This window comes from Pirellulaceae bacterium, from assembly GCA_029243025.1.
In the GTDB taxonomy this organism is placed as follows: domain Bacteria; phylum Planctomycetota; class Planctomycetia; order Pirellulales; family Pirellulaceae.
Genome location: JAQWSU010000006.1, coordinates 494,123 through 506,113 on the forward strand (window position 1 = coordinate 494,123; position 11,991 = coordinate 506,113).

6 protein-coding genes are annotated in these 11,991 nt (G+C 52.8%); 3 read left to right on the forward strand and 3 right to left on the reverse strand.

Annotated elements, in window-relative coordinates:
- The first annotated feature begins 474 nt into the window (after positions 1-474).
- Positions 475-4,512, forward strand: a complete 4,038-nt coding sequence (locus tag P8N76_03885) for a hypothetical protein (GenBank protein ID MDG2380791.1) — start codon at positions 475-477, stop codon at positions 4,510-4,512.
- 1 nt (position 4,513) lies between these two features.
- Here P8N76_03885 and P8N76_03890 read toward each other — a convergent pair whose 3' ends face one another.
- Positions 4,514-5,797 (reverse strand): hypothetical protein, encoded by a 1,284-nt coding sequence (locus P8N76_03890; protein ID MDG2380792.1) that lies wholly within the window; start codon positions 5,795-5,797, stop codon positions 4,514-4,516.
- Positions 5,798-5,992: 195 nt separating this feature from the next.
- Between P8N76_03890 and P8N76_03895 the strand changes: the two genes are divergently transcribed.
- Positions 5,993-7,066: a DUF1570 domain-containing protein gene (locus P8N76_03895; GenBank protein MDG2380793.1), complete on the forward strand. Its 1,074-nt coding sequence runs from the start codon at positions 5,993-5,995 to the stop codon at positions 7,064-7,066.
- A gap of 66 nt (positions 7,067-7,132) precedes the next feature.
- Here P8N76_03895 and P8N76_03900 read toward each other — a convergent pair whose 3' ends face one another.
- Both P8N76_03900 and P8N76_03905 read right to left on the reverse strand, forming a co-directional pair.
- Positions 7,133-8,119 carry a hypothetical protein gene (locus P8N76_03900; protein ID MDG2380794.1) on the reverse strand — a complete coding sequence of 329 codons (987 nt, stop codon included), beginning with the start codon at positions 8,117-8,119 and terminating at the stop codon, positions 7,133-7,135.
- 296 nt (positions 8,120-8,415) lie between these two features.
- Positions 8,416-10,239: a hypothetical protein gene (locus P8N76_03905; protein MDG2380795.1), complete on the reverse strand. Its 1,824-nt coding sequence runs from the start codon at positions 10,237-10,239 to the stop codon at positions 8,416-8,418.
- Positions 10,240-10,628: 389 nt separating this feature from the next.
- Here P8N76_03905 and P8N76_03910 point away from each other — a divergent pair, with 389 nt between their 5' ends.
- On the forward strand, positions 10,629-11,363 hold the full coding sequence (locus P8N76_03910) for a BON domain-containing protein (protein MDG2380796.1): 735 nt from the start codon (positions 10,629-10,631) through the stop codon (positions 11,361-11,363).
- The last annotated feature ends 628 nt before the right edge of the window (positions 11,364-11,991 follow it).

Here is an 11,991-nt window from a genome sequence, read left to right on the forward strand (position 1 = left end):
AATAACCTCAAACACATCGGGCCCAGATAGGCCGAATTGCTAGACTAAGCCGCCATGCGGCCGATGAAGGACGCCGAAATCTGCACGATTCTCGAGTCCCTCGTCCGTTCCGGTGTCCTTTCATGATAGTCGATCGGGCCATTCAATTCCGGGAAAAACACCGATTCGGCGGCAGATCGGCAAAAGCGACCTGCTTGTGTTTCGGATGCTTAACGGTTATCCCGTTGGGGGGCCCATGGACCGGTGGCCGCGGCGAATCTACGATGGGAGATCGTAAAAATCATCAAACAAAAGACGCTGGTGCGGAAGACAGTTGGTACTGAGCCGAAAGTGAATGCCGAATTTCAGGCCTTAAGGCGACCGTCGCCGAAGGGGCTTTCAGCAAGCTTCTCGATTCGCGAATTGTTGTTTTCGACGGCTAACCTGTCCATTTTATCGTACCCGACCCATTTATACGTGTAAGAGGAGTAGGGAATGGAGCTTCGAGATCTTGGTCCCGACGGCCAGCAAGCTCTCGAACAGACTCTGGGCTACCTGAATTTCTCGTCTGGAGCGTCTGACAATCAGTTTTTGCTGAATTTGAATCAGCTATTCGCTCTGATTGAAGACCAGCTCTTGTCAGATGCCGCTCCCGCCCACCGGCGTCTCAAGACGGAGCCCGTGCCGAATTGGCAGGTCGTTGGAACGCTTTGGCGCGAAAAACTGGCCGAATTGACGGGAGTCGTACCGGCATTTGAGGACACGACCCAAGTGGTCGCGGTCTTGAATCTTCTCTTGGATCATGTGGTCCCCGGAGTTCGTGATTTCCATCGTGATCTGTTGTTTCATCAGTCCGACAATGCTTTGCTCACCCCGTTGCTGATCGGCCGGATTTGCGAAGTTGTATTGCGACAGGGGGCACCTTGGGACGAGATCGATCGAATTACCGAGTCTGCGATCCGCGAGTTGAATGACTACGTGGGTTACCGTCCGGTCGCCGTATTGGAATCGCGCGTTCTCGAGCCCTATCCTCATGAAAAAGTGAGGCCCATTCCGCTTTTCATCCAAGGAGTGGGAGTAGCTCATGGTCCCTACCAAGAAGTCATCGCGCTTGCCCTGAAGATCATTAACGAAATTGACCCCATGGTGTTGCAGGCGGCCTGTTTCGTACCAGAGCATCTCGAGGAATTGGCTCTCGATCCTCGAGCCTATGACTTTGAACATCCTGTGAACAAAAGGCCGAATTACCATTTTGGGCAATGGGATCCACACTCGATTGACAACCGCGGTTTCTATAACCGATTCGTGATTCAACAAGTGACGCTCGACGCGTTGATGAATCGGATTGGATCGACACACAAGATTCCCGATAAAGAAGTGAAATTCGAAGCTGCTGCGGTACTCGTTGGAACCATTTTGATGGCATCCGGAGTCAGCGGTACGGGGCCGGATTTTCATGACTCGAGCATCACGCTGGGGAATTTGCTCCCGCGCATTGCGACTTTCCGAGACGTGTTTTATGAGCAGTTGATCGACCAACTTCAGCAACATGATCCAAAGCACGCTGAGCGACTGGTGGAAGAGTCACAAAGGTTGCGGCAACCGTTTGGTGCAGCCCGACAGCATCTCAACTCGCAATTGACTCGCCAGCGAGCGTCACAACTCGAACATGTTCGCTTAGCCAGTTTATTTGCCAGAATGGGATATCCCGAAGCAGCCCAACGGCAGATTAATTCGCTGCCCGTGACCTCGGCCAGAATGCTTTGCCGCATTGATTGCAACCTGACCTTGAGTCAGCGTGATATCGATGACGGCAACCTGATACGAGCCGAGCAGTGGCTTGATGATACCCGCGAGTTGCTCACTCGTGGCATTCAGTGCGGAGCGGTAATCGACCCTTGGAATATTTTGGGTTTCGACGGCAACTTCAGTCTGTTCCCGGCGATGGAGAATAGCATTCACGATCATCGCGTGGACGAAATGCTGGAGCTGATTGACGAGGTATTTGAAACGTATGGCCGACTTTGGAGTGCGGCAGCAGCCTCGGATGATCAAGAGTTAGGCGATCAGGTGAACGCGAAATTTAAAGAATTTGCTCGCTGGTGGCATCAATTTGCCGTGCACGAAGTGAGTTGTGTTGACGCTTCTGATTGCCTGGAATTGCATCGCGCGGCCGAGGATGTGGTCGATGCATTGAATCATTGGCATAAGGCAGGTGAAGCCACAGGAGCCATCCGTTTTTGGGCTCCTTATGTCGAACGCTTTGATGCGCCTCGGGCCTATGCCATGGTGATTGAAATGCTGTTGGATCGTCGCGACGTGGTTGCAGCGCGTGCACTCCTGATTCATTGGCTGGGTCAAGCCGATGTTACGCCTCTGGAGCAAGGTGAGGATTCATTTCATCGGCTGTCGATGCGATGGTTACTGGAAGTTTTGGGACTGAAGCCCAAGTCCGGAGCATCGATCGATGTGCCGGGTCCGGCGCCGCCGGAAACCTGGAGACGCGTGCAGAAATTCTTTGATTACATGGAGGCAAACGCCGGAGATTATTGGCATGTGCCTCCATTCGGACTTGGCGGTGCTGATGAAACCTCTGATGGCCCGGATGGCTCCGAGAACTCCGATGAGCCGTTCATGGATGATGAGGAGGAAGATCAGGACGATGAAGATGATCTGTTCGGAGCGGCCTACGAAGATGTCGTCTACCGTGATAGTACTGATGACGGTATCGAAGGAAGCCTGTTCGACTCGGGAGGGGGAAATGATGATCAGCTTGACCTATTGCATGATCAAATTGCGGGACGGCTCTCTTTCCTTAATTCTCTTGCGCGGCTACGACGAATTGCAGCACTTGCGTGGATGCTGGCCCCTGCCGATGGGGACGATGGTGGGCAGTGGTTTGAGGAGAGTTTGAAGCATTGGTTGCAGCACGGTGCTCAAATTCGCGAGTCACTCGAGCGACTATTGGCCGAGGTCAGTCGATATCGACTAGGAAGACCCTCCCACGATTATCTATCGATGGCTGAATTCGATCGCGAGCGCATGATTAAAGAGTCGCTGATGGAACATGTCATCGGTGCCAGTGTTGAAATCAGCCAAACAGATCAGTTCATCCACTGTGCCTTGCGACATTCGGAAATTGACCTGCCAGCCGATCAGGCGGCCGCCATTCGTTTGCTCAGAAGTGCCATTCAAGGACAGCAAGCCGAAACGGAAGTTGCCTGGGCCGAATTGAAAACGGCTCTCAGTACGGAGCCGATTCTGTATGTTCCTCTTGTGCGGGGTGGGAATCCAAGGAATATCGTAGAAGTTCGTAACCGACAGCAAATGCTGCGAGTCCTTTTGGCTTGGTTGCCTCGCCTGGGTTTGCTCACCGAGACCCGCGACCTGATCGACGTGGTGCGAACGATGGAGCGATCAACACCTGCTGGACCCGGAGCGGTTACCGAATTCGATGATCTTTTTGAAGTCGGATTTCGTTCGCTTGTCGATTGTGTGATTCGAGCGACCAATGTTAATGAGACCCAAGATTTGTCACCGACTGATGAAGTGGGTGACACCGGTCCCCAATTGGTCTCTTGCCTGGAGAGCATGACCGAATCGATGCTGGTCACGTGGCTTTCTCACAGCAGGACTCTAAGACTATCGGTGTTGGAAAAGGTGAAAAGTGACGAAGCTTGGCAAGATCTCGTTCAATTCATCAAGCGTTACGGGGAAGATCTGTTTACCCAACAGTTCCTGAGTCTGGCAAATGTTCGAAGCATCTTGTTTCAAGGAGTTGAAAACTGGTTGCTGCAGATGGAGGAGGATTTGTCTGAAGGATGGAACTTCAAGCTGATTGAAGAGCTCGATAGCGTCATTTCTCGTGAAGAGGTGACCAAGCATATGACCTTGGTACTCGAAGCCGTCGTTGAGAATTACGGGGAGTATCGTGACTACAACAGCACGACGACTCAATCTGATCGAGGAGACTTGATTTACAACTTGCTTGATTTTCTGCGTTTGCTCAGTAAGTACGAACGGGTTGTCTGGAACCTGAAACCGGTGGTGCTTGCTCACGAGTTGTTGGTGAGACGAGGTTGCAACGATGCGGCCCAAATGTGGCGGCGAGCCCTCTCAGAACGAATTGCTGAGGAGGCGAATCGGTATGTCAAGCGGCTGACAAAGCTACAGCAACGTTATGCGATGCAATTGCCCACGATCGCTGATCGGGTTAACGAGCGGTTTTTGCGGCCGCTCATCATTGATCGGATGCGAGCATTGGTCGAGCCGGCGATCGACCAGCGTTCTGAAAAGTCATTTTCGATACTCGAAGATGAATCCGAGTTATTGCTCAAGCAACCCTCGGGTGTTGGCTTTGAGCCGCCGGCTTGGCTGTTGTCGTTGGAAGAGGAAGTGCGTCGGGTGCGCCGCGAAGCAAGATTGGTCGACGAACAGCAACTGTTTGAGTCTTTGCTGCCGGCCGTTGATTTGACCATCGAGGACGTGCAGGATCAGATTGAAGCTTGGAGTCGACACCCCGACGACGACTAGCTTAAGGCAATTCGATGTCGGTCAAAGTGTACTTGATTGGTACGTCGATAATCGCGGCCGGTGACTGGTAGACAAGTTTCCAGTTCGCAATGTCTTCATCTCCCAACGGAAACAAATAAGCGAAACCGACCTCCTGACTTCGTTCGAGATAGCGTTCGAAATTGGGATTTTCAATTCGCTTTCCCGTATCGTTGATCAAATAGACTTGGTTGTTCGATGCCCAGTCCAGATGCGATTGAAAAGCACCGCTCGGATTGTCGAACTTAACCCGAATTCGAAATTCAAAGAGGGAGCCGTTTTTTCGGACACGCTCCAGGGTCACTGTTAAGCCGCCCTTTTGTTGCACCACATCTCGCGCCGTGTCTAAATTCTCGAACAGGAACTGTTCTTCACGTCCGGGGATCATCGCCGTGAATTCCCCAGTGAGCTTGCTGATTTTTCTGATACTTCGGTCGGGTAATTTGAGCGGCAGCACGAGGTCAATTCCCGCGACTGTACTCTGCACGGGTAATTCGAGCGTGCCATCGGGAGAAATCACTGACATCTTCGTGCCGTCGTCTCCCTGCAGCTTGAGATCGGCCAAGGCATGCCGAATGAGGATTGGCATGGCGCGCGGCTCCCACAATAAATTCAGACGGAGTCGTAAGGATTGATTCTCGGTTCTGAGCAGATTTCGTTGAGCGATGATCTCGGCGGCTTCGATACGGAACAGGCCGCTGTAGACACCCGCGTCCTGGCGTTTGCGATCGTTCGGGTCGGCGGCGACGATGCCAATCGTTCGGGTTTGACCCACGTAGCTGTAAATAGTCATGCCCGCTTGATCGAGTATCTGGTCGAGTGCCTGCCAGAACGGTTGATCTTGGATATTAAGTTCCAGTTCCACCCCGTCCTGCGCTTGACCAAAGCGATCTCGGTAATCGACCACGCGATTTCCCGTCTGCTGCTTAATGCTCTTCAAGATTTCCGAAAAAGGAAAAGTGCCTTGAAACGTTAAGCGGGACGGCTGCCGTTTCTGCTCGGCCGACATGCGTTGGAGTGTGTTCCGGATCCGATCAAGTCGCTGTTTGACCTCTGTCGGTGTGTTGTCGTCGGTGCGCGGCAACAGGCCGAGGACGTTGGGGCCTCTCTCTGACAGTTGCGTCTCCGCCCGTTCTCGAATGGATCGATCGGAATCGTCCAGTTCTTGTACCAATTGGTGAATCTCTGTTTGAAGCTTGTCCGTTGGTGTTGACGCTGGTACCTGTGCGAGCAGACAGAAGCTTACGAGAGCAGCCGTGCAGATCATTGGAATCGCCTCCGTCTGTAAGGATTATTTCGGCCGATCCGCCCCCGGGGCAATCAACGGGGCAGCCGGTTTCCACGTCATTTTACGTCCGCATGTCGTTGTGTACCAGTTTCGCGACCTCGGATCCTTTTTCATTCTACGCTTAAGTAACGGTTTCGCCTGCCGTCGAGCCCCCAACCGCTGAGTGAGGAACCGATGATTCGACAACCGATCGTCCTTGTCGCGCTTTTTCTCCTGGCGATCTTCGCCCGTGGCGACGCTCAGACAGTCGAGGTATCTCTCGGTGCTGGAATCTCTGTTCGGGGTAAGCCGATCTATTGGGGTCAGCATTCGGTGGTCTTGATGGAACGAGATGGTCACATGGTGACCTTTCGTCCTGCCGAAGCCAAGAAGTTTCGCAAGCTGTCCGATCGCTTCAGCAGCCTCAGCCAAGCAGAACTACGAGGCAAGCTGATGCGAGAGTTTGGCTCCGACTTTGATGTTTCTGGCACGGGGCAGTATCTCGTAGTTCATCCGGCCGGTCAACGCGATCGATGGGCAGAACGGTTTGAACAACTTTACCGTAGCATGGTGCAGTATTTTCGGGCACGCGGATTTTCGACCAAGCGTCCGGAGTTCCCCTTCACTGCGATTGTTTTTCCGACTCAGGAAAGTTATCAGAACTACCTGCGGCAGCACGACGTTGAACTCGGATTCCATTCACTCGGATACTACGATCTGACTTCCAATCGGATTCATCTCTATGACGTTACCGCAGGACGTCCCGATTCGCCAGATTGGCACATTAATGCAGGAACGATCATTCACGAGGCAGCCCATCAGACGGCGTACAACATTGGAATTCACCAACGGCATGGCGACGAACCGCGGTGGCTGGTCGAGGGCATTGGCACGCTATTCGAGGCAGCCGGCATTTGGGATTCTCGCCATCACCCAACGCGTCAAGAACGTATCAACGAACGCCAGTTGCAGAACTACCGCCGCCTTGTTGATTCCGCAAACTCGTTAGCCTTATTGCAACAGCAGATTGCTTCTGATGATTTATTTGGTCGCACCACGAATGTGGCTTACGCACATGCTTGGGCGATGACCTTTTTCTTGACCGAGCAAGAGCCTCGCCGCTTCGCTGAACTGATTCAACAGTTAAACCGTCGCCAAGCCTTTGGACGCTATACGGCGAAAGAAAGAATCGCTGATTTCCAAAAGGTATTTGGCAGCGATTTACGAATGTTCGACGCTAGGATGCAACGTTTCTTGGAAACGCTCTAGGTCTCGAGAGTTCGGTATCGTTCCCGCTGCCCATCCTGTCCTGGTTGGGCGTTGCGTTGGCCGATTTCAGGTCGACTGACCGATCAAATCTTGCTCATCGGCAACTTCGGGATCGGCGGAAACTTCGGGTTCGACTGGAGCAAAGCGAACACGCGCTGATTTAACGACCAAAGGGTCCTGGGCGTTGTATTGGACCAGTAAGTTTCCGGCAAATCCCCAACCAACAAATGTTTTGTCTTCGATGATCAAGCGAACTGTTACAGCTTGCCCAGCCGGTACTCGAATGCGATCGGTCAACGTTCGATCGTAGATGCCATGATGTCCGGGCTTGGTCGAAGTGTTGTCGGCAGCCGAATAGCTAATCGTTGTTACCTGATCCGTTCCTGCTTCGGACAGTGATTCGGGTGAGTCCACTCGAAAATCAGAGACGGGTTGGAACTGCAAACGATAGATTTCGGCATCTTCGCTGCTGTTGTTTTCAATCCGAATGAGTGTGAAGTCGCCATTGGCTGGTCGCATCACGGATTCAGCAACGGTCAGTTGGGCGATGGTAGGCGGCTGTGTCTCGTTGGTCTCGCTGGCTGTGTCTTGGTTGGCTGGGTCTTGGTTGGGCGACTCGGGGGTGGCTTCCACTGCGGACTGATTTTCCCTGGCTGTCAATTGGCGTATCGTTGCAATTTCCTGTCGAAATGCGGTGACCCGTTGTTCCTTCGCCTGCCGTTCCGTGGCAGCAATTTGGTCCACCAGATTTTGGGCGTCCTGTTCGAATTGATTCAAGGCGCTCACAATTTGATCGTTCCAGCCCTTCATCCGATTGTCGTTGGCTTGAAGTGAACTCCGAAATTCATTTTCCAGAACAACCTTCTGTTTGGCGTAGAGATCAGATTCTTTTTTCAACGCCTGTTCGAACTCGGTGATTAGTTCGCTTGTCTGGGGAACGACCGGTTGTTGGGTCATCGCTAAGCCAATGGCAATGACCGCAACCAAACCACTGACGACAGAGATGATACGACTGGTCCAATCCACCGATGAAATGGGGCGCCCAGAGTTCATGAATCCACCTCGCACAACGAGAACCGAGTGACGGTTGGAATCGACGCGATTCGATCCCACCCTATCCAAGATACCGACCGCTGCCCGACTGGTCTACGGGCGCGATCAGGCAGATCTGATAGCTGCGATCGAAAGGAACGCCTTTTGCCGGTGGTTTGTGGCGTTTGTGCAGGTTTTACGGGAGGCGGAGGGCGATTTCACGCTGTCATTGACAGCAGTGGGGCCGTTGTCGTGTCCCAACCGCTTTGTTTAGCGCGTTATTCCGCCGTTTGGGGAGGGCGGGTGGAACCTAGCAACTATTCGTCTTTTGGTTTGAGGCGACGCAATCCGAAGCCGACGTAATGGAACCCGCTTTCTTCGTTGGTCACCACAGATCCTGTTGGCGCCATGTACTGGGCGATGACTTCGAAGGGTGGGAAGCGATTTTCCGACAACGATTTGTCCAGTGCCGTAAAGAACGGATTATCTTCCGACATGCGATTAATCTGTTCGCGAACATCTTTCGATTGCAGTAGGTCATAACCGTACTTCATGCCCTCTTCGGGTCTTGAAAAAGAGATCATCACGGACTCTTCTCCGCCCGGTTGACGTTTGAGCTTGTTGGAGATCAGTTTGTAATCCAGTTCATCAGCGAGTCGGTCGGCAGAACCTTCATTGGCGAGAATAGCTCGTTCCAGGAAGGAAGCTTTGCTACAGATGACCAAGTAATTACCGATGATGGCGGCGGCTGCGCCGGGGCGAGGTCCACGACGTCGACGACGCCTCTGCCTTTCTAAGTCCTGCTCGTTACCTTCCGCATCCTCTTCTGCAATCTGCTGCTCCTCGCTGTTTTGCTGCTCCTTTAATGCGAAGATCGAGGTTCCACCGAAGGTGCGTTCTTCCATTTGCTCGCTAAATCGATCCATGACTTTGTCAAGCGTCGGCCTGAATACAGCTGGATCTTTCAGCTCGATACCCATTGCATTGACCTGGCTCGTCAATGAGATGGGCCGTTCGTACCAAGTTGTGAAAGTGAACCGACCGGTCATCGCTGGTAGCAGGTCGTCGGTGAAATTGATTCCTAATCCTTCGGAAATTCCTCCATCGACGGTTTGTTCGAAGGAACCTTCGCCGCGAAAAGTATCGACTAATTCACCCAATTGCGTGTAGGCATCGATCATGTCGAAATGCAATGTCGAGTAATTTCCGCAGTCCGCCGGTATCCATTTTTCCGGTGTCGTGGGGCCGTTTTGAAAAGTCAACATTTCCAGGACACCATTGCGAGGTTGATCCAGTAACAGATGTCCATGGACGACTGTATCGAAATCATCGGTTGCGATTTGAATTGTGCCGCCAAGTCCTTTCAGTCCATCCAGCCCGATCGCGGGCAAGAAAGCGAGGCCTGCGGCAGCAGTGAGATTGCCGCGAGTTGCTGTGCGAGCCAAACCGATCGGATCGACGTAAAGGCTTACTTGGGCTTTACCGTCACGTTGGCAACGGGTCATGATTGCATTGTAGGATTCCACTTCGTTGATGGTGCCCTGCTCTTCGTTCTCTGCTAAGGCCGCAGCGATTGCTGCCATCACCAATCGATTCGAGGTAAGAATCAATGTGTCATCAATACGCAGTTGGGCGATCTCTTGGACGTCATCATCAGTTCGCGTTAACAGCTTGATCGTCGTTCCCTCGATCTCTTCCTCGGACTCGACGAAACCCACATCGGTTAGTAATGCGGTACCACGATCCAACAGATCTGTCATCGCATTTCCGTCAGTAGATTCGACAAGGACTGCGACAGCCGGACGTTGACCAGGTAAACCCACCACTCCAATTGCAACTTCACCCAAGGGAAGGTCCATCAAATCTTCGATGCTCATTCCCAGCTGTTCTTCGATACCCGACATCGCCGGGGAGACAGATCCGTAAAGCGTTTCGATGACGGGGCGAACTTGCTCATCCGTAAACATCGCCACCATCGCAGATTCTTGCATGCGTTCTCCCAATTCCTGGGCATCGGGGACGTGCAGTAGCAGATAAGTCGAATCTGGAAGTAAGGCAACGGCGGACGGTGGTTCGGCCGAACAGGGTTTTGCAGCATGCGAGCAAAGAAAAATCAGCAAGGCCAGAGCCAAATTGCGCATCGGGGTTACCTTATGAACAGACGGTGCGATGGAAGTGGAGTGAAACGGTGCTCGTGACATGGTTACGAATCCGGGGGTTGGACGGTGGAATATGCCAGAATCGGCATTTTTTTTCTAACCCGCATGTTTTACGGTGGCTCAACCAATATACTCCTCAGGATGGGTGAAGGTTTCAATCGCTTCTGCCGGATCGTCGAAACTATTGGCCAGCAGTTGGGTTCTAGGATTATACTAGCTGGGCCGACTGAGCCGTCCGCGATTCGTCAATCTACTTGCTAGCAGTTGATTGCGACCACGGAATCGATGTTGGCGATGTCGAGTTAACTTTTGGAAACGCGTCTTTCAGAAATCAATCATGGGTCTCTTCCATTGAAGACGGATGTCAAATCATGCGAAGCCAACTGATTTATTGTCTCGTTCTGGCGGGAGTGGGAGTACTGGCGACCGACGTGTCGGCCCAGCGAGGTTCGACAAGTACCGGAACGTTTGGGAGTCGCACAGTTGGCGGCGGCGGTGGATTGTCAGCTGGAAGTGGTAACGCGTTTGGAAGTGGTGGTGGCCAAGGCGACGCTCTCCAAGGAACGACGGCCGGCAACCGTCTTGAGCAGTTGATTGGTGGCGAGCAGGTTGGCGGGGTGCAAGGGAACGAGCGATTTGTCCGTGGGAACCGCCAAGCTGGGCAATTCGTCGGGGGAAGCACGGCGGATGCTTTCGTCGGCTCAATGACCGGTAGCGCTAACGGCTTCAATGCGGGCAACTTTGCTGCGGGCCTTGGACAGCGCAACAATCGCAATAACACCAATCAAAACCGCAACAATTCTCAACGCAAGATCAACGTGAGAACCCAGCTGAGTATCGGTTTTCGTTACCCCAAGTTGCGGACTTCCGTGATTCAGATGAAAACGCGGAAGTTGATGAATTCGAAGTCGATTGCCAGGCTGGGTCCCATTGAGGTTGATGTGGTAGATCGGACTGCCCGTTTGCGTGGCGTGGTTGCGAACGAGGCCGACCGCGAATTGGCTGTCCGACTTGTTCGGCTCGAACCTGGGATTTCGAAGGTAGAAGATGAGCTTGTGGTTGACGCATCCGTGTCTGACGAAGTTTCTCCATCCGATCCGCAATAGACGAGTTTTGGTATTTCCTGTTCACCGAGAGGTTTTCGGCAGCCAAAACTCTTTGCCGCATAGACGGTGGCACTTCGATGGTGCTGGTGCGAATTCGATTTCGCACTAGATCCCCTTGGTCGTCGCGTCCGACAGTGCGAGTTTCGTAGGCGACGCGTCGAAGTTTCTCTACCGTTTCTTCTTTGACCAATCGTTCCTGCTTCGATTTTTTCCCGTTTAGCAGGTTACGGGCATGATCGCCCATGAGCAGCTGCCCTTCCGTCGTCTTGAAGACGGGAACGACGCTGATCGATTGTTGTTTCCCACCGACTCGGTCCCAGGGGACCCAGACGCTGTAGGAGGGGCCGAAATCCGAGACACTGTAGCGCTGGGAAAACTGTTCTGGTGTGAAAACAAATTTCCGCTTCGCTTGGTCAGCTTGGCTTTTGTCATCGAATGCGTAGACTATCAATTCGCCCTTGGCTGGAACAGTTTGATGTCTTTGATTGTAGAAGTAGATACGTCCGCCGAGACCTCGTGTCGGTTGATTGTTTGCGCCATAAACGACCATTTCGCTCCAAATGGCGACGAGTTTGGTGGGCCGGTTTCGGGCTACTTCTAAGGGATCCTCCTTTTTCGTCGGGAGCCA

Coding starts and splice junctions, on each gene's coding strand:
- P8N76_03885 (MDG2380791.1), top strand. CDS start 475: ATGGAGCTTCGAGATCTTGGTCCCGACGGCCAGCAAGCTCTCGAACAG.
- P8N76_03890 (MDG2380792.1), bottom strand. CDS start 5,797: ATGATCTGCACGGCTGCTCTCGTAAGCTTCTGTCTGCTCGCACAGGTA.
- P8N76_03895 (MDG2380793.1), top strand. CDS start 5,993: ATGATTCGACAACCGATCGTCCTTGTCGCGCTTTTTCTCCTGGCGATC.
- P8N76_03900 (MDG2380794.1), bottom strand. CDS start 8,119: ATGAACTCTGGGCGCCCCATTTCATCGGTGGATTGGACCAGTCGTATC.
- P8N76_03905 (MDG2380795.1), bottom strand. CDS start 10,239: ATGCGCAATTTGGCTCTGGCCTTGCTGATTTTTCTTTGCTCGCATGCT.
- P8N76_03910 (MDG2380796.1), top strand. CDS start 10,629: ATGCGAAGCCAACTGATTTATTGTCTCGTTCTGGCGGGAGTGGGAGTA.